16 protein-coding genes are annotated in these 18,183 nt (G+C 72.5%); 6 read left to right on the forward strand and 10 right to left on the reverse strand.

What is annotated here, in order from left to right:
- The first annotated feature begins 1 nt into the window (after position 1).
- Complete coding sequence (locus ACLBYG_RS06720) at positions 2-577, forward strand: NUDIX domain-containing protein (RefSeq protein WP_082558041.1); 576 nt, start codon at positions 2-4, stop codon at positions 575-577.
- Positions 574-1,470 carry an inositol monophosphatase family protein gene (locus tag ACLBYG_RS06725; RefSeq protein WP_447680950.1) on the forward strand — a complete coding sequence of 299 codons (897 nt, stop codon included), beginning with the start codon at positions 574-576 and terminating at the stop codon, positions 1,468-1,470. The genes ACLBYG_RS06720 and ACLBYG_RS06725 overlap by 4 nt, the downstream gene beginning before the upstream one ends.
- Before the next feature lie 94 nt (positions 1,471-1,564).
- On the opposite strand, the gene ACLBYG_RS06730 is transcribed toward ACLBYG_RS06725, so the two are convergent.
- The 4 genes from ACLBYG_RS06730 to clpB all read right to left on the reverse strand — a co-directional run bounded on the left by ACLBYG_RS06730 (position 1,565) and on the right by clpB (position 7,825).
- Positions 1,565-3,514 carry a DUF4139 domain-containing protein gene (locus ACLBYG_RS06730; protein WP_447680951.1) on the reverse strand — a complete coding sequence of 650 codons (1,950 nt, stop codon included), beginning with the start codon at positions 3,512-3,514 and terminating at the stop codon, positions 1,565-1,567.
- Between the two features lie 258 nt (positions 3,515-3,772).
- Complete coding sequence (locus ACLBYG_RS06735) at positions 3,773-4,234, reverse strand: hypothetical protein (RefSeq protein ID WP_447680952.1); 462 nt, start codon at positions 4,232-4,234, stop codon at positions 3,773-3,775.
- 334 nt (positions 4,235-4,568) lie between these two features.
- A complete protein-coding gene (locus ACLBYG_RS06740; protein ID WP_447680953.1) occupies positions 4,569-5,018 on the reverse strand; it encodes a hypothetical protein in 450 nt (149 codons plus the stop codon).
- A gap of 182 nt (positions 5,019-5,200) precedes the next feature.
- Positions 5,201-7,825, reverse strand: coding sequence for an ATP-dependent chaperone ClpB (gene clpB / locus ACLBYG_RS06745; RefSeq protein ID WP_447680954.1), 2,625 nt, complete (start codon positions 7,823-7,825; stop codon positions 5,201-5,203).
- 199 nt (positions 7,826-8,024) lie between these two features.
- On the opposite strand from clpB, the gene ACLBYG_RS06750 reads away from it, so the two are divergent.
- Positions 8,025-8,795, forward strand: coding sequence for an MOSC domain-containing protein (locus ACLBYG_RS06750; RefSeq protein WP_447680955.1), 771 nt, complete (start codon positions 8,025-8,027; stop codon positions 8,793-8,795).
- Positions 8,796-8,939: 144 nt separating this feature from the next.
- On the opposite strand, the gene ACLBYG_RS06755 is transcribed toward ACLBYG_RS06750, so the two are convergent.
- Both ACLBYG_RS06755 and ACLBYG_RS06760 read right to left on the reverse strand, forming a co-directional pair.
- Entirely contained in the window at positions 8,940-9,530 is a 591-nt protein-coding gene (locus ACLBYG_RS06755) for a c-type cytochrome (protein WP_447680956.1), read from the reverse strand.
- Positions 9,530-10,804, reverse strand: a complete 1,275-nt coding sequence (locus ACLBYG_RS06760) for a PQQ-dependent sugar dehydrogenase (RefSeq protein WP_447680957.1) — start codon at positions 10,802-10,804, stop codon at positions 9,530-9,532. The genes ACLBYG_RS06755 and ACLBYG_RS06760 overlap by 1 nt, the downstream gene beginning before the upstream one ends.
- A 313-nt stretch (positions 10,805-11,117) precedes the next feature.
- On the opposite strand from ACLBYG_RS06760, the gene ACLBYG_RS06765 reads away from it, so the two are divergent.
- Positions 11,118-11,771 carry a protein-L-isoaspartate O-methyltransferase family protein gene (locus tag ACLBYG_RS06765; protein ID WP_447680958.1) on the forward strand — a complete coding sequence of 218 codons (654 nt, stop codon included), beginning with the start codon at positions 11,118-11,120 and terminating at the stop codon, positions 11,769-11,771.
- A 68-nt stretch (positions 11,772-11,839) separates the two neighbouring features.
- Here the strand turns inward: ACLBYG_RS06765 and ACLBYG_RS06770 are convergent, their stop codons facing one another.
- Genes ACLBYG_RS06770 through ACLBYG_RS06780 form a run of 3 tightly spaced genes read right to left on the reverse strand, consistent with a single transcriptional unit; the run spans position 11,840 to position 15,052 of the window.
- Complete coding sequence (locus ACLBYG_RS06770; RefSeq protein ID WP_447680959.1) at positions 11,840-13,306, reverse strand: flavin-containing monooxygenase; 1,467 nt, start codon at positions 13,304-13,306, stop codon at positions 11,840-11,842.
- Positions 13,303-14,205, reverse strand: a complete 903-nt coding sequence (locus ACLBYG_RS06775) for an alpha/beta hydrolase (protein ID WP_091679093.1) — start codon at positions 14,203-14,205, stop codon at positions 13,303-13,305. Before ACLBYG_RS06775 ends, ACLBYG_RS06770 begins: the two co-directional genes overlap by 4 nt.
- A 1-nt stretch (position 14,206) precedes the next feature.
- Positions 14,207-15,052: an SDR family NAD(P)-dependent oxidoreductase gene (locus tag ACLBYG_RS06780; RefSeq protein WP_447680960.1), complete on the reverse strand. Its 846-nt coding sequence runs from the start codon at positions 15,050-15,052 to the stop codon at positions 14,207-14,209.
- Positions 15,053-15,126: 74 nt separating this feature from the next.
- Between ACLBYG_RS06780 and ACLBYG_RS06785 the strand changes: the two genes are divergently transcribed.
- Together ACLBYG_RS06785 and ACLBYG_RS06790 are read left to right on the forward strand one after the other, a co-directional pair.
- The gene (locus ACLBYG_RS06785) at positions 15,127-15,816 is read left to right on the forward strand and encodes a TetR/AcrR family transcriptional regulator (RefSeq protein WP_447680961.1); all 690 of its coding nucleotides are present in this window, start codon (positions 15,127-15,129) and stop codon (positions 15,814-15,816) included.
- A gap of 57 nt (positions 15,817-15,873) precedes the next feature.
- The gene (locus tag ACLBYG_RS06790; protein WP_447680962.1) at positions 15,874-17,121 is read left to right on the forward strand and encodes a NupC/NupG family nucleoside CNT transporter; all 1,248 of its coding nucleotides are present in this window, start codon (positions 15,874-15,876) and stop codon (positions 17,119-17,121) included.
- Positions 17,122-17,125: 4 nt separating this feature from the next.
- Here ACLBYG_RS06790 and ACLBYG_RS06795 read toward each other — a convergent pair whose 3' ends face one another.
- Complete coding sequence (locus ACLBYG_RS06795; protein ID WP_447680963.1) at positions 17,126-18,079, reverse strand: class I SAM-dependent methyltransferase; 954 nt, start codon at positions 18,077-18,079, stop codon at positions 17,126-17,128.
- Positions 18,080-18,183: the final 104 nt, after the last annotated feature.

Here is an 18,183-nt window from a genome sequence, read left to right on the forward strand (position 1 = left end):
CATGGTCGAGATCCCGCCCGCCCTGCCGCTGCAGGTGATCCACCGCGGCTGGAACACCTTCGGCATCGCCACGCTGACGCTGCAGGACGGCAGCACCGTGCGGCGGGCGCTGGAGGACCACGGGCAGGCGGCCTGCGTGCTGCCCTACGATCCCGAGCGGCGCGTGGCGCTGCTCGTCCGTCAGGCGCGGGTCGGGCCCGCCTTCTGGGGTGAGTCGGCCGAGTTCGACGAAGCCCCGGCGGGCGGCCTCGACGGGGGCGCCCCCGAGGCGACGGCGATCCGGGAGGCGATGGAGGAGGCGGGCGTCCGGCTGACCCGGCTGGAGCCGGTCGCCCACGCCTACAGCATGCCGAGCGTGTCCTCGGAGCGCCTCTGGCTCTACCTGGCACCCTACGCCGCGGCCGACCGGGTCGGCCCCGGCGGGGGTCTGCACGCGGAGGGCGAGCAGGTGGTGGCCGTGGAGATGCCGCTGGCCGCGCTGGCGGAACAGGCCCGGGCCGGCCGCCTGCCCGATCTCAAGACCCTGGTTCTCGTCCAGGCCCTGATGCTCCGAAGCCCCGAACTGTTCGCCGCATGACCCTCTCGCCCACCGCACCCGCGCCGGATGTCCTCGCGGCGATGCTCGCCTTCGCCGAGGAGGCGGCCCCGCTGGCCCTCGCCATGCGGGCGGGAGGCCTCGCGATGAGCAACAAGGGTCCGGATCTCGGCCAGGCGCTGACCGAGGCCGACCTCGCCGTCAGCCGGTTGATGCACGCGCGGTTCGGCCCCGACCTGATCGAGGAGGAGACCGCCGAGGATCTCGGACAGGCGGCGGCCCGGGCGCTGCTCGCCCGCGACGCCTGGACCTTCGTGGGCGACCCGATCGACGGGACCCGGCCCTTCGCGGGCGGCCTGTCGGGCTGGGGCGTGATGGTGGCGGCCTGCCGCGGTGGCTGGCCCCGGGCCTGCGTCATGAGCCTGCCGGCCTGGAACGAGGACCGCTCCGCACCGGCCGGGGGCGTACCGGCGGAAGCCACGGAGGGTCTCCTGCTGGCGGCGAGCGAGGGCCGCGCCTACTGGGCCCCGACCCGCGGCGGCCGCACGACGACGGCGCTGCGCCCGCTCGAGCGCCCGGAGCGCCGGACCGGCCATGTCGGCTGGCTGTCGGTGACGGCGCAGCGCTACACCCTGGATTACGGCCGCGGCTGGTTCCCCTGGAGCGAGGGCGGGGCGATCTCGGACGCCGCGCTCCTGGCCACCGGGCGCCTCGACGCGACCCTGAGCAACAACCGATTGTGGGACCTGGGCCCGATCCTCCCGCTGTTCGAGGCGCTGGGCTTCCGCCTGTTCCACTGGCCCGATCTCGGGGATCCGCCGGCGGACTTCGTGGACCTGTTCGACGCCGAGCTGTCGGCCCACGACGACCTCTGGCTGGTGTGCCGGGATCGCGCGCAGGCCGCCGATCTGGCGACGGCCATCCGCCCCGCCTAGGACAGGGCCCTGCCGGGCCGCGTCCGGGACGCGTCCGGGCCGGGATGGCCGTCGATCGGGCGGTCCCGGATCGCGCGGGGATCCGGGACCGCTCTCAGAGCGCCGCGATCAGCGACCGGATCCGCGCCTGCGACGCCCTGAGCCCGTCCTCGGCCTGGGTCCGGGCGGCATCGAGCTTCGCCAGCTCGTCCTCCTGGGCACTCATGCGGCTGAGATAGCGGCGCGCCAGCTCGCTGTCCTTCGGAACGGCGCCGAGATTGCTGCGGATGCGCTCCTGCTCCGCCTGCACCTTCGCCGCGCGCTCGCCGATCTCCTCGACGGTCCGGGTCGCCGCGGCGACCTCGGCGCGGGCCTGGGAGAGGGTCTTGAGCTTGCCGCCCAGCTCCGGGTCGGTCGCCAGGGAGGCCCACCGGACGAGCAGCGCCTCGTCGGCGTCGACGAGGTCGTAGGCGTCGATCCGGACGCGCTCGAGCACGGCCCGGGTCTCGGCCGTCCCGCCGGCGGGAACCGCGACCTTGAGGCGATAGGCCGTGGGGGTCTCGCTGTCGCGAGCGGACGCGGTGAGGGTCCAGCCATCCCGTCGGGGATGCTCGATGATCACGGAGCGGGCGGCGTCCGGCGCACCCTTGATCGTGTAGGTCGTGACCTCCCGGGCGATCACCGTCGCGCGCGCCACGCCGTCGACCACGGTGATCTTGGTCAGGGCGTCGCTCGGCGCGGTCTCCGCCTGGACGGCGACCTTGCGGTCGAGGGCGAAGCTGGCGAGCCGCTGCTCGCCGACGGGCGTCGCGGGCAGGCGGGCGTCCCCCAGGTAGCCGGCCTTGCGGTCGTAGAGGGTGATGAGGCCCGCCGGCAGGGTCGCGCCGGCGCTGTTGCGGATCCGGAGGGCCGCGATCGGGTGAACCCCCTGGCCTGGCTTCCAGAGGGCGACCCGCTCGGCCTCGATCTCGGTATCGAGGAACGGCACCGACAGCGTGCCGCCGGCGCGCAGATCGACCGGATGCGGCAGCGTGAAGTTCGCCGCGACATCCCCCTCGCTGGCGGCGGCGCCCGCGGTGGCGGCCGCGGCGTCGTAGCTCGGTTCCGCGGCCTCCATGCGGCTGTCGCGGGTGTCCATCCGCGCCATCGGGGCCGGAAGAGGCGCGGCGGCGGGGGCCGGGGCGCGCAGGCGCGCGACCGACTTCGACGCGACCGTGCCCGGGTCGAGGTCCGGCATGCCGACATCCTCGACCATCACCGGCGCCTCCGGTCTCTTGCGCCAGTAGCGCTTGTGCAGGCGCTGGAGGAGCGCCACCGGCGACCCGGACGAGAGGGTGACGTCGACGCCCGTCCAGTCGGCGCCCAGCGCGTTCTCGATGATGGCCCAGGCCTGCAGGTTCGCGCGGCCGCCGCCGCCATCGACGATGCGGTAGCTCGTCTTCCAGACGGGCGCGGCGACGACGTAGGTCAACCGGACCTCGCGCTGGCCCTGCCCGGAGACGGCGATCTCGACCCGGTGGGCGTCGCCGACCTTGGTCTTCCCGGCCGCCGCGATAGCCTCGGCGATCTTGGCCGCCATGGCCGGGTCGAGGATCGTCACGGAGGCGCCGTCCTCGATCGGCACGGATTCGAGCGTGCCGGTCGCGGTCAGGACGGTCAGGATCGAGACGTCGCCGGTCTCAGTCCCGGCATTCCGCTCGGAGACGCCGAGCACCCGCCCTTCGAGCGTGCGCCCGCCGCTCTGGACCCGGATCGGGACGCCCTGCAGCTTGCCCACGAGGCGGGTCGGCGCGGACAGGTCGTCCGCGGTGAACGGCATCGTCCGCAGGGTCTCGTCGGCCTGATCCACCCCGTCCAGGCGCAGGGCGCCGACGGTTCCGACGGGATCGCGCACGACGAGGCTCTTGAGGATGTCGTCGATCTGCTCGGGCCGGACGCTGAGCCCGATCGTCCCGTCGCCGTCGACGGCATGGACCAGGGTCACTTCGGCCAGGCCGCCGCTCGACAAGGTCACCGCGCGGATGCCGTCGGGCGCTGCCATCAGGGGCGGTGCGGCTGCAATCATGGACACGAGGACTCCGGCTAAGGTCAGATGCGATCGGATCAATTCGTCTGGCTCCAGTCAGGGCGCGCCCGCCGCACGCGGTCCCACCCTGGCCGACCGCGCGCCGTCCGGCAAAGGCTTCGTGACGCGCGCGGGCGTGAACCGATCGCGGGCGCCCCTCCCGTGCTGTCCGCGCCGGGGCGCGCCGGGTCGCGGCGCCGATGCGGCGGGACGGGAACGGCGGCGCGATGGGGGAAGGCTGCGGTCCGCGGATGCACCCTACCGTGTCCGGCCGAATGTCCTGCCGTTCCAGACGGCGATCGCGCCGCACGGATCCTGCCCGGATCGTCCGCACGTCGCCCCGGTCATATCGACGATGACCGCCGGGCGGCCTCCCACCGTGCGGAATCGGAGGTCGTGGGCGACGGCGTCGAAGGCGTCCACGAACCCGTCCGTCGTCGAGGCGAAGACCTGCATCTCGCAGGCCGCGGTGCCGCACGCGGCGGACTCGTCATCGCCGCATTGGACGGCCGCGAAATCCAGGATGAAGTCCGGTACAGCGTCGCCGTTCACGACCTGGCGGGTGATGAAGCCCGGCTTGAATGTGGTCGGCTCGGACCCGCAGGACGCCTCGGCCCGCGCGGCCGCCGCCGCGACCGGCTGCGGGAGATCGTCAGCCGCGGCGGTGAGCGGGACGGCGGGCGGGAGGGCGAGAGCCAGGGCGGCGAGGGCGCGACGCATGCGGCCAGGATCCTCAGGCCCGTCCGCCCTGTCCAGCGCACTAGCTCATCGCGGCCCCGATGGAGGCTACGCCCCGGGCCTTCCTCCGACCCAGGCGCGCAGCGCGTTCGCGCCGTCCGGACGGATGGTGACCGCGACGCTGTGGGCACGGTCGACAGCGGGAATGAGGGCGCCGCTCGACAGGGCGACGTCACCGGCGAGGGCGCCGAAGCCGTATCGGACATCCGCGCATCCAGCGAGGGTGGGCGACCGGTCCTGTGCTCTCCCGGCGCTTCCCGAAGCGTCGACCCGGGGAGCGACGGCCTGCGAGCGGCGCCGGAGAGCCAGACAACCTCTACTCGGCGCAGGCGAAGCGCGTCCCGTCCCACAGGAAGGTCGTGCGGCCCGGCCCCCTCCGGACCGAGCCGCAAGTCCATCCCTCGTCGTTCGCCGAAGCCGCCGGCCGGCCATTCAGCGCGCGAAACCGGAGGTCGTGCGCGTAGATGTCCAGCACCACGACGAACCCGTTCTTCGAGGATGCGAGGACGATCTTCGGGCATCCCATGAGGCCGCACTGGGAGACTTCTTCGTCGCCGCATCGGAGGCCGCCGACGTTGAGGATGAAGTCCGGCACCCCGTCACCGTTCACGTCCTGCCGGTCAATGACGAACGGATCGATCCTCGCCGGCGCGGATCCGCAGGCGGCCTCGACCTCGGCGATGGCCGCGGCCACCGGCGGCGGGAGATCGTCCGCCGCTGCGGCGAGCGGCACGGCGACGAGAAGGGCGGCGACGGCAGGGCGCATGGCGCCAGGATTCGGGCACCCGTCCGCCCTGTCCAGCGCACTAGCTCATCCCGGCCTCGACGGTCGGTGCCGCGCGCCCGTCCTCCCGCGGGGGCCGCCTCGTGAGGGCCCGTGTCCGAGAGGCGCGACGGACCGGGCGGCGCACCGAGTGCCGGTGCGCCACCCCTCGACCGTCCGGCCGATCAGTTCAGCGTCGCGTTGACCGGGCGGCGCTCGGCCCCGACCGTCACGTCGCCGATCATCAGGCCCATCGGCCCGAGGCGGACCGGCACCGTCTCGCCGTCGTGGACCTTGCCGGAGAGCACCAGCTCGGCCAGCGGATCCTGGACGTTCTTCTGGATCACCCGCTTCAGCGGCCGCGCCCCGTAGGCCGGGTCGTAGCCCTTGTCGGCGAGCCAGTTCTTGGCCTCCTCGTCGACCTCCAGGGTGATCTTACGATCGTCCAGGAGCTTCTGCAGGCGCCCGAGCTGGATCTCGACGATCGCACCCATCTCCGACCGCGCGAGGCGGTGGAACAGGATGATCTCGTCGACTCGGTTCAGGAATTCCGGCCGGAAGTGCCCCCGCACCACGCCCATCACCTCCTCGCGGACCGCGTCGGTGTCCTGGCCCGCGGGCTGGTTCACCAGATACTCGGCCCCGAGATTCGAGGTCATGATCAGCAGCGTGTTGCGGAAGTCGACCGTCCGCCCCTGGCCGTCGGTTAGCCGCCCGTCGTCGAGAACCTGCAGCAGGACGTTGAACACGTCCGGGTGCGCCTTCTCGACCTCGTCGAACAGCACGACCTGGTAAGGCCGGCGCCGCACGGCCTCGGTGAGGGCGCCGCCCTCCTCGTAGCCGACGTAGCCCGGAGGCGCGCCGATCAGCCGGGCGACCGCGTGCTTCTCCATGTACTCGGACATGTCGATGCGCACGAGCGCCGTGTCGTCGTCGAACAGGAAGCCGGCGAGCGCCTTGGTCAGCTCGGTCTTGCCGACGCCGGTCGGGCCCAGGAACATGAACGAGCCGATCGGTCGGTTCGGGTCCTGAAGCCCGGCGCGGGCGCGCCGGACTGCGGTCGAGACCGCCTCCACCGCCTCGCGCTGGCCGACGACGCGCTTGGACAGCGCCTCTTCCATGGCCAGCAGCTTCTCGCGCTCGCCCTCCAGCATCTTGTCCACCGGCACGCCGGTCCAGCGGGAGACGACCCCGGCGACGTGGGCGGGCGTGACCGCCTCCTCCATCATCGCGTCGCGGCCGTTCTCCGCCTTCGCCTCGATCTCGGCGAGCTGCTTCTCAAGGCCTGGGATGACCCCATAGGCCAGCTCGCCCGCGCGCTGGTACTGGCCCTGGCGCTGCGCCGCGGCGAGGTCGTTGCGGGCCTCGTCGAGCTTCTTCTTGAGGCCGGCCGCCGTGCCGAGCTTGTCCTTCTCGGCCTTCCAGCGGGCGGTGATCGCCGCCGAGCGCTCCTCCAGGTCGCCGAGTTCCTTCTCCAGCCGGACCAACCGGTCGCGGGAGGCGGAATCGGTCTCCTTCTTGAGCGCCTCGCCCTCGATCTTCAGCCGGACGATCTCGCGGTCGATGTTGTCGAGCTCCTCGGGCTTCGAATCGACCTGCATGCGGAGGCGCGAGCCGGCCTCGTCCACGAGGTCGATCGCCTTGTCGGGCAGGAACCGGTCGGTGATGTAGCGGTTCGACAGCGTCGCGGCCGCGACCAGGGCCGAATCCTGGATGCGCACGCCGTGGTGCTGCTCGTACTTCTCCTTCAAGCCGCGCAGGATCGAGACCGTGTCCTCCACGGTCGGCTCCGACACGAAGACCGGCTGGAAGCGCCGGGCAAGCGCCGCGTCCTTCTCGACGTGCTTGCGGTACTCGTCGAGCGTGGTCGCGCCGACGCAGTGCAGTTCGCCGCGGGCGAGGGCGGGCTTCAGGAGGTTCGAGGCGTCCATGGCGCCGTCCGCCTTCCCGGCGCCGACCAGCGTGTGCATCTCGTCGATGAACAGGATGATGCCGCCCTCGGCCGCCGTGACCTCGGAGAGCACACCTTTAAGCCGCTCCTCGAACTCGCCGCGATACTTCGCGCCGGCGATCAGCGCGCCCATGTCGAGGGCGAGCAGGCTCTTGTCCCGCAGGGACTCGGGCACGTCGCCGTTGACGATGCGCAGGGCCAGACCCTCGACGATCGCGGTCTTGCCGACGCCGGGCTCGCCGATCAGGACGGGATTGTTCTTGGTGCGCCGGGACAGGACCTGGATAGTCCGCCGGATCTCCTCGTCGCGGCCGATCACCGGGTCGAGTTTACCCTCCCGGGCGGCCTCGGTGAGGTCGCGGGCATACTTCTTCAGCGCGTCGTAGGCGTTCTCGGCCGAGGCGTTGTCGGCGGTACGGCCCTTGCGCAGGGCGTTGATCGCGGCGTTGAGGGAAGCCGGGGTGACGCCCGCCGCCTGGAGCGCGCGGCCGGCCTCGGAATCCTTCTCGACCGCCAGGGCAAGGAGCAGCCGCTCCACCGTCACGTAGGAATCGCCCGCCTTCTCGGCGGCCTTCTCGGCGGTGTCAAACAGGCGCATCAGCTCGCGCGTCGCCTGCGGGGCGGCCGCGTTGCCGGAGACCTTCGGCTGCTTTGCGAGCCACTGCTCGGTCTGTGCGAGCGCCACGCGCGACTGGCCGCCCGCGCGGTCGATCAGGCCGGCGCAGAGGCCTTCCGGATCGTCGAGCAGCACCTTGAGCAGGTGGCCCGGCTGAAGCTGGGGATGTCCCTCGCGCATCGCGAGGTTCTGAGCCGCCTGCACGAAGCCGCGGGCGCGCTCGGTGTACTTCTCGAAGTTCATGCACAACCCTCCCGTACCGGCATCCGCCGCCCGATGAGAGGCGCGGCGCCACCGAAACGTCGCCCTCCGGCTATCCGCCGCGCGAGGGCCCCGGCGCCGCTGGTGGCCGCCGGTAGACCCGATGTGGTGTTGCAATTGAGCACCACAAGGGGCGGCGAAGCTCTTGCGCGCCGGATCATTTCAGGGCCACGCTCCGCGCATGACCGCATTGATTCATGTCAGCGCCCTGTATCGCTACCCGGTGAAGGGCCTGAGCCCCGAACCCGTCGAGCGGGCGGCGCTCGAGACCAGCGGCCACTTCCCGGGCGACCGGCTCTACGCCATCGAGAACGGTCCATCGGGCTTCAACGCGGTTGCGCCCCGCCACCAGCCCAAGACCAAGTACCTGATGCTCATGCGCGACGAGGCGCTCGCCCGCCTGCGCACCCGCTACGACGATGCCACGGCGACGCTGACCGTGGAGGGGTACGGCGAACCGCAGGCCTTCCGGCTCGTCACCGAGTCCGGCCGCGAGGGGCTCGCGGAGCTGATGCGGCGCTACGTCCCCGAGAGCCTCCGGGGCGAGCCGAAGGTGCTGGCCGCGCCGCCGCAGTACCGGTTCACCGACTCGCCGACCGGCTACGTATCGCTGATCAACCGGGCGAGCGTGGCCGCGGTGGAGGATTACCTCGGCGCGCCCGTGGACCCGCTGCGCTTCCGCGGCAACCTGCTGGTCGAGGGGCTCGAACCCTTCGCCGAGCTGGAGATGGTCGGGCAGGTGGTCGAGGCGCCGAGCGGGCTGCGGCTCAAGATCACCAAGCGGACCGTGCGCTGCGCCGCCACCAACGTCGACCCGGTCAGTGGCGTGCGCGACTGCGACATCCCCTGGACCCTCGACGCGCGCCTTGGGCACCGCGACCTCGGCGTCTACGCGGAGGTGATCGCCGGCGGGCCGCTGGCGCGGGGCGACGCGCTGCGCGTGGTGGGATGACGCGCGACGGGTGATCCCAGCGCTGCCGTTGTTGCGAGAGCAGCGAAGCGAGCCAGGCAGCGCCACGCTGACACGCCGCGCGCCGCCCTGTGTCACTTCGCTGCGCTGGTGATGACGGGTGGACGCGGTCCAACGGATGTCATCTCAGAGCCGCGACACGTAGGCCGCGAGATCCTTGATGTCCGCCTCGCTCAGGCCCTGCGCGACCTCGTTCATGGCGGGGTCGTAGCCGGGCCGGGCGTTCGACTTGTAGCCGGCGAGCGCCTTGGCGAGATACTCCTCCCGCTGCGCGCGGATCCGCGGGATCGCGTCCCGGCCCGCGAGATCCGGCCCGTGGCAGGAATTGCACTGGTGCTTCGCCACCAGCGCCTGCGCGCGCTCCGTCAGAGCCGCGTCGGCCGGCGGCCCGGAGCGGTCGGGCGGCGGCAGCGTCGCCACCGCGTCAGCGTAGGCGCGCAGGTCGTCGTCGGAGAATCCGGCAGCGACCTCGTTCATCGGCGGCGCCTCCCGCTGCTTCTCCCGGAACTGGAAGAGCTGCGTGACCACGTAGTCCGGGAGCTGCCCGCCGAGCGAGGGCACGCCCTCCGTCGCCGACGTGCCGGCCCCGTGGCAGCCGATGCAGGGGGCGAGGCGCTCCTGCATCGCCGCGTCCGGGGCGGCGAGCGCCGCGCCCGCCAGCAGCAGCCCGCCGAGGGCGGGGACCAGTCCGCGGGCTGCCCGGGTGGGGCGGCGCATCACCGGCCGTAGCTGACGCGGTAGATCGCGCCGTTGTAGTCGTCGGAGACGAGCAGCGATCCGTCCTTGGCGACCAGCACGTCGACGGGCCGGCCGACATACTTGTTGTCCTGGAGGAAGCCGGTCAGGAACGGCTCAACCGCGGCGGTCTTGCCGTCCGGTCCGGGCTTGGCCACGACCACGTCGCCGCCGAGCTTGGTCGTGCGGTTCCACGAGCCGTGCCGGGCGACGAACATCGCGTCGCGGTAAGCCTCCGGGAACTGCGTTCCGGTGTAGAACCGCAGACCGAGCGAGGCCGTGTGCGGGCCGAGGAGCGCCGCCGGCGCGGTGAATTCCGAGCAGGCATGGCCCCAGCCGTATTCCGGATCCGTGAACGTGCCCTGGTGGCAGTACGGATAGCCGAAATGCTGCTTGCCCGGCTCCGTGAGCACGTTCAGCTCGTCGTTCGGGATGTCCTCGGAGACCCAGTCGCGGCCGTTATCGGTGAACCAGAGCTGCTTGGTCTTCGGGTTCCAGTCGAACCCGACGGTGTTGCGCACGCCGCGGGCGACCACTTCGGCGTTCTTGCCGTCGAGGTCCATGCGCCGGATCTGCGCGTGCGTGTCCGGCGGCATCACGATGTTACCCGGCGCGCCGACCGGGACGTAGAGCTTGTTGTCCGGGCCGATGGCGATGAACTTCCAGCCATGGGCCTCGTCCTTCGGCAGGTCGTCGTAGACCAGGGTCGGCTTCGCCGCGCCGTCGAGATGGTTCGCGATGTCGTCGTAGCGCCAGATCTTCGAGAGTTCGGCGACGTAGAGGGCGCCGTCGTGGTACGCGACGCCATTCGGCCGGTGCAGGCCCGTCGCGATGGTCTTCACCTCGCGCTTCCCGTCGCCGTCCGCCTTCGGCAGCACCGCGTAGACCTTCCCCACCGTCCGGGTGCCCACGTACAGCGTGCCGTCCGGCGCCTGGGTCATCTCGCGGGCGTTGGCGAGGCCGCTGGCGTAGACCTCGATCTTGAAACCCTCCGGGACCTTCAGCTTGTCGAGCGGCAGCTTGGCGGCCGCGGTCGCCAGAGGCGGTCCGGCCACCGGCGCGAGCTTGGCCGCGGCGCCGCCCTCGGGCCGGCCGTAGAGCGCCGAGCCGCGATCGACCTGGACGCTGGGCGGCGGGGCGGCGGTCGCGGGCGTCTCCTGCGCGACGACCGGGCCGGATCCCATCAGGCCGAGACTGAGTCCGGCGAGGGCGGCGGCGAGGCCGCGGGTCAGGATCGGCTGGCTGATCGGCGTCATGATGTCTCCCGGTGGCGGCGGCCTCGCGGACCGCCCGCTCTGCACTCTTTATTCAACGGTCCGCCGGGGAGTGCGACCGGCCCGGGCGGCAGGGAGGCGACACTCCGCGGCCACCGTAACGTCGGCCGGGATTCGGTGCACCGCCGCGTCCTCCGGGGCCATCTTCGGCTGTCGCGTCGGCTCACCTTGCGTTTTGGGCAATGATCTCCGAAAACGCCCCCCGTCCGGGAAGCTTAGGCTTGGCCGGGGCTGCCGGCCGTCCGCTGGAGCCCGGCCGACGCGGCGTTCCGATCCGGTTCGAGGACACGTATCGATGATCGATTACGCGCAGGCGCGGCGGATGATGGTCGACTGCCAGTTGCGGACCTTCGACGTGAACGACAACACGGTGCTCGACGCGTTCGACACCGTGCCGCGCGAGGCCTTCGTGCCGAAGGGCCGCGAGCCCTTCGCGTATATCGACCAGACCCTGAACCTGGGCGAGGCCGGCGGCGAGACCCGCTGCATGCCGGCCCCGATGGTCGTAGCCCGGATGATCCAGGCCCTGCGGGTCCGGCCGGGCGTCGCCGCCCTCGACGTCGCCACCGGCTACGGCTACGCCGCCGCCGTCATGACGGAACTCGGCGCGCAGGTGACGGCGCTGGAATCGGTGCCCGATCTCGCCGCGGCGGCGCGCACCCGGCTCGGCGCCGCCGCCCAGGTGATCGAAGGCCCGATCGCCGACGGTGCGCCCAAGCAGGGCCCCTTCGACGTCATCCTGATCAACGGCCGGGTCGAGGTCCGGCCGCAGGCGCTGCTGAACCAGCTCAAGGACGACGGTCGCCTGGTCTGCGTGTTCGGTCCGCACCGCAACGCCAAGGTCACGCTCTTCGTGCGTGCCGGCGACGCGTTCGGCGCTCGGCCGCTGTTCGACGCGTCGCTGCCCGGTCTCGAGGCCTTCGCGGCGGAGGCGGGCTTCGCGTTCTGACAGCGCGCGCCGGATCGCGTCCGCCCCCGTCGGCGCGGGCGGATCCGTGACGGCGCCGCAGGCCCCGATCAGCCGAGCCTGTAATCCCCCAGCCGGGCCCGGCGGGCGCTCCGGCGATAGGCCATCACCGAGTCGGGCCAGAGGGTGTTGTTGCGCCCGGTCGCGTCGAGGTACCAGCTGCGGCAACCGCCGGCCTGCCAGATGCTGTCGGCCATGCGGCTGTGGATCCGGTCCACGAACCGGGCCTGGGCCTCCGGCCGGACCTCGATGGTCTGCCTCCCGCGGCGCAGCGCCTTCAGGCAGTCGAGGACGTGCTGCACCTGGATCTCGATCATCGAGATGACCGAGTTGTGGCCCAGCCCGGTATTGGGCCCGAGCAGCATGAAGAAATTGGGGAATCCCGCGACCGTGATGCCCTGGTAGGCGCCCACGCCGCCGGACCAGGCCTCGGTCAGGCTCCGGCCGTCGCGGCCGACGAGGTGCATCCGCGCGAAGGTCGCGGCCACGTCGAAGCCCGTGGCGTAGACGATCACGTCGAGGTCGTGATGCCGCCCGGCCTCGGTGGTCACGCCGGTCTCGGTGATCCGGGCGATGCCGTCCGTCTCCAGGGTGACGTTCGGACGCTGGAGCGCGGGGTAGTACTCGTCGGAGATCAGCACCCGCTTGCAGCCGAGGCGGTAATTCGGCGTCAGCTTCGCCCGCAGGGCCTTGTCGGGGACCGCCTTGGCGAGATGGTGCCGCGCCAGGGACTCGGCCTGGCCGGTGAGCTTCGAGACCTTGGTGAAGCCGAGCAGCGCCCGCACCTCGTGCAGCCAGAACAGCCGCGCCCGCTCGAGCCGCCGGCTGAGCGGCAGGCGCCGGTAGCGCTCCCGGGCCCGCTCCGCGATGGCGTGGTCGTTCTTGGGCATGATCCAGGGCGGGGTGCGCTGGAACAGCGTCAGGTGCGACGCGACGGCGGCGAGTTCCGGCACCACCTGGATCGCGCTGGCGCCGGTGCCGATCACCCCGACCCGCTTGCCGGCCAGCGCCACGGAGTGGTCCCAGGCCGCCGTGTGGAAGGCGGGGCCGGCGAACGCGTCGCGGCCGGGGATATCCGGGTAGGCCGGATGGTGGAGCCCGCCCATGCCCGCGACGATCGCGCGCGCCGTGATCGGGCCCCGGTCGGTCTCCACGTGCCACAGGGCGCGCGCCGCGTCCCAGGTGGCGCCGGTGAAGGTCGTCCCGAGCTGGATCAGGGGTGTCAGGCCGTTCCGCTCGGCGGTGTCCCGGAGATAGGCCAGGATCTCCGGCTGCGGCGCGTACATCCGGCTCCAGTCGGCCTTCGGCGCGAAGGACAGCGAGTAGAGGTGCGAGGGGACGTCGCAGGCCGCCCCCGGGTATGTGTTGTCGTGCCACGTGCCGCCGATGCCGTCGGCCTTCTCGATCACCCGCAGCGGGCCGATTCCCGCCTGCCGGGAGCGGATCGCCATCGCGAGCCCCGAGAATCCGGCGCCGATGATCAGGACGGCCAGGGTCTCGTCCGCGGGCTCGGTCATCGCTGGGTGCTCCCGGACGGGGCGTGCGGCGCGTGCGCCGTCAGGAAGGCCGCGGCCTCATCGAGGGAGGTCCGCGCCTCCGGCAGCATGCTGGCGGCGAACTGCCATGCGTGGGACACGACCGGGAACAGCTTGAGCTCCGTCTCGACGCCGGCCCTGCGGGCCCGCTCCGCCATGCGCACGGAATCGTCGCGCAGGACCTCGCGGGCGCCGACATGGAACAGCAGCGGCGGGAAGCCGGTCGGGTCGCCGTAGAGCGGCGAGACCCGCGGATCGGCCGGATCGGCCGCGCCCAGATACATCGGCCGGATCGCCGCGAGCGCCTGCGGGTCGAACATGGCGTCGCGCCACGCATTGGTCACCCGCGATCCGTCCTCGGACATGAAGTCCGTGGCCGGCGAGAACAGGGCCGCCGCCCAGGGCATCGGCAGGCCGCGGGCGCGGGCCTCGCCCATCAGCACGAGGGCGAGGTTGCCGCCGGCCGACTCGCCCGCCACGCAGGCGGCGCCCTCGGCGCTGAACGCCGCCCAGACGGCGGTCACGTCGTCGACCGCCGCGGGGAAAGGGTGCTCGGGGGCGAGGCGGTACTCGGGCGCGAAGATCGTGAAGCCCCGGTTCGCCAGCGCGCCGGTGACGGGACGGTGCGTACGGGGCGAGCAGGCGATGAAGCCGCCGCCGTGGATGTAGAGCATCCGCCGACCGGGGCCCGCTTTCGGCCGGACCCACTCGCCCTTCACGCCACCGACGATGCCCGGCTCGTAGGTGACGCCCTTGGGGTCGGGGAAGGTCGGCGCCTCGAAGATCCGGCGGAACGCGGCCGCGTCCCGCGCCCGGGACAGGGGGCCGCGGACCCGGCTGCGGACCATGTAGGCCCCGAGATACGCGCGCAGGCTCGCCATCTCAGAGCGTCCCGCCGGACAGGCGCACGATCGTCTTCCAGTAGCCCACCGGCATCAGCCGCTGGATCAGCGCGGCGTTCTTCGCGTCCTTGCCGATGACGATCCGGGGCGCCCGGGCCTCGATGCCGCGGATGATGGCGGCGGCCGCGTCGGCGGGCGCCAGGGTCAGGAGCTTGCCGAACGCCTCCCGCGCCTCCTCGTCCTCTACGGCCGCGCGCTTCGCAGCCTCCGGATCGCTCGGCGGCCGCCGGCCGCGGGCGTTCCGGGAGATGGCGGTGGCGACGCCGCCCGGGTGGACCACCGTCACCCCGAGGCCGGTGCCGGCGTACTCGTGCCGCAGCGCCTCCGAGAAGCCACGCACGCCGAACTTGCTGGTGCAGTAGGCGACCTGGCCGGGCGGTGCGATCAGACCGAACAAGCTCGACAGGTTGACGATCTGCGCCGCCGGCCGGGCGCGGAGCATCGGCAGGAAGGCGTGGCACATCCGCACGACGGCGCGCAGGTTGATGTCGAGCAGCCACTCGAAATCGTCGAGATGCGTCTCGTCGAACCGGCCGCCCAGGGCGACGCCGGCATTGTTGATGAGGAGGTCGAGATGCCCGGACCGCTCCGCGACCCAGGCGGGCAGCGCGCGGATCCCCGCGGCATCCGTGAGGTCGAGGACGCGCGTCTCCACCGTGACGCCGCGGATCTTCGCGGCGACGGAAGCGAGGCCAGTCTCGTCTCGGTCCACCAAGAGAAGGGTGCAGCCCCTCGCGGCGAGGCCCTCGGCCAGCGCCGCGCCGATGCCGCTCGCCGCCCCGGTGATCAGGGCCACCGCGCCCGCGAGTTGGAACCGCTGTGCCAAACCGCGCCCCCCGTGCCGCCGATCTGGATCGGATCGTCCACGGGGGATAGGCCCCGTCGGCCGGATTGTCTAGGGTGGGCACCCTAGACGGGGACGGGGTCATGTCGCGGGGCGAGGGTCGGAGGGTCGAGCGCGAGCGGGAGGTCGGCCGGGAGCCCGGTCCCGCGGCCGCGTCGCCCGACACGCGCACCCGGATCCTCGCCGTCAGCCTCGCGCTGTTCAATGCCCGCGGCCTCGGCCACGTCACGACGGCGGAGATCGCGGCCGCGGCGGGGATCCGCGAGGGCAATCTGCAGTACCATTTCCCGCGCAAGCGCGGCCTCGTCGAAGCCCTGTTCGCGGCCTTCGAGACCGAGGCCGTGGCGGTGGCGGGCCGGATGCCCGCCGACCCCGCGGCGCCGGAGGCGCTGCTCGCCTACCAGAGGGCGTGGTTCGACCTGATGTGGCGCTACCGCTGCGTCTACCGCGACGGTATCGCCATGGTGGAGATCGCGCCGGCCCTGCGCGCCCGGGTGCACGCGCTGCGGGCCGAGACCCAGGCGCTGGCCCGCGCCGTGTTCGAGGCGGCCGTGCGGGCGGGGCGGCTGCGCGTTTCCCCGGACGCGCTCGGGCGACTCATCGACAACGCCTGGATCGTGTCGAGCCACTGGATGAGCCATCGTCTCCAGGGCGGCACCGCCCTGACGGAAGCGGATCGGGACTGGGGCTTCGCGCAGGTCCGCGACCTCTTCGCGCCCTATCTCGCGCCCGAGAGCCCTACTTGACGGCCACTGGCCCGATCCTTCCATGCGCTCCGGCCAAGCTCGGACCCGAAGGACGCGATGCTCGACCGCCTGACCCATGCCGGCCTCAGCCTGCTCGTGCTGCTCGCGGTCGCGTTCCTGTTCTCGACGGACCGGCGGGCGATCAGTCCCCGCATGGTCCTCACGGGACTGGCTTTGCAGGTCGGCCTCGGCGCGCTGGTCCTGTTCCTGCCCGCCGGGCAGGCCGCGCTGCGCGCCGCCGCGGACGCGGTCGTGACCGTGCTGTCCTACGGCGACCGCGGCACGGCCTTCCTGTTCGGCGGCCTCGTCGAGCCGAAGATGTTCGAGCTGTTCGGCGGCTCAGGCTTCATCCTGGCGCTGCGGGTCCTGCCGCAGATCCTCTACGTCTCCGCGCTGATCGGCGTGCTATACCATCTCGGCGTGATGCAGGCGCTCGCCCGCGGGCTCGGCGCCGTGCTCCGGCGGATCCTCGGCACCTCGCCGATCGAGTCGTTCTCGGCGGTGATCACGATCGCCATCGGCCAGAGCGAGATCGCCGTCGCCCTGCGCCCGTTCCTTGCCCTGCTGACCGGCGCCGAGCTGTTCGCCGTCATGTCGAGCGGCGCCGCGTCGACGGCGGGCTCGATCCTGGCCGGCTACGCGGCGCTCGGCGTGCCCATGACCTACCTGCTCGCGGCCTCCGTGATGGCGATCCCGGGGGGCCTCGTCTACGCCAAGATCCTGATGCCCTCGACGGAGCCGACCCGGATCGCCACCACCCGGGTGGAGTTCGGCGAGACGCGGGCGGCCAACATCATCGAGGCGGCGGCCGACGGCACTCAGAAGGGGCTCGCGGTGGCGGTCTCGGTGGGGGCCATGCTGATCGCCTTCGTCGGGCTGATCGCGCTGGCGGACGGCCTGTTCGCCACCCTCGGCGGCTGGATCGGCTACCCGTCCGCCTCGTTCGAGGGCGTTCTCGGCTGGGCGCTCGCCCCGCTGGCGTGGCTGCTCGGCGTGCCCTGGGACCAGGCGACCCTGGTCGGCGGGGCGATCGGCCAGAAGCTCGCCTTCAACGAGTTCCTGGCCTACGCCAACCTGTCGCCGGTCCTGAAAGCCGGAACCCTCGAGCCGCGGGCGCAGGCCATCGTCTGCTTCGCCCTGTGCGGCTTCGCGAATCTCGCGTCGATCGCGATCCAGCTCGCGAGCTTCTCCAGCCTCGTCCCGGAGCGGCGCTCGGAGGTCGCCCGATACGGCCTGCGGGCCATCCTCGCGGGGACGCTGTCGAACCTCACGAGCGCGACGATCGCGGGGCTGTTCGTGGCGTGACGGGTCAGGCCGCCTTGCGCGCCGCGAGCAGCAGCGCGTTCGGGCGGGTCCGCTTCGGCACCGGCAGGACGCGGTCGAGGACGGCGCCGACGCCGTACGCGAAGGCGAGCGCCGCCGCCCAGGACCATGTCCGCCGGAAGAAGCGGTCGCGGCAGCGGACGGGGCTGACCTTGGCCATCCAGTGGATCAGCGAATCGTGCCGGTCCATGCCGATGGCGTGGACGGCCTCGGGCGTGCAGCCGAGCGTCCCGGCCAGCGCCTCCAGGGCTCTGGGCGTCCACCACGTCAGGTGGTGGGGCGGCGCGTTGATGACGAAATTCGGGACCGTGGTGTTGGGCGAGGGCCAGAGCGGCGTGCCGATCAGGACCACGCCGCCCGGCTTGACGCAGGCCGCGAGAGCCCGGGCGAAACCCAGCGGGTCCGCCACGTGCTCGATCACTTGGAATGCGCAGGCGACGTCGTAGACCGGCCCGACGCGCGCCGCGTGCGCCTCCACGGTCTCGTTGAGGATCGCGCCAGTCGGGTCCTCGGCGGAGAAGTTCGGATCGAGGCCGGTATAGGTGGCGTCCGGCACGTAGGCGCGGAACCCGCCGTGGCCGCAGCCGACATCGAGCACCCGGGCTCCGGACGGGACGTGCGCGGCGGCCTGGCGGAATTCCAGGCGCTCCGTCTCCGGGCCGGCGAGCTTATCGTGCGCGGCGATCCGGCCGTAGAACGCCCGGTAGAAGGCCGCGTCGCCGGCCACCGGCGGATCGAAGAAGATCAGTCCCGTAGGAGATTCCCAGAGCCGGAACGTGCCGGCGGGGCGGAGCAGCGGCCCGACATCGACGCGGCCGGAATAGTGCCAGAGGAGCGTCAGGAAGCCGGCGTCCAGGCGCTCGACGCAGCGCAGAGCGGGGGCACCGGTGATCGGGCAGGGGGGGATCGACCGGTCGGCCGTGTGCGCGCTGTCCGCCAAACTGGTCCTCGCTCGCTCCGCAGGCCCGGCTGGTCCGGGGCGCCGCAGCGGCACAGGTTTGGTGCGGCCCGTCAAGCCGAGGCGCGGCGCGTGGCGAGCGCGCA

It is taken from the genome of Methylobacterium sp. D53M (assembly GCF_053345625.1).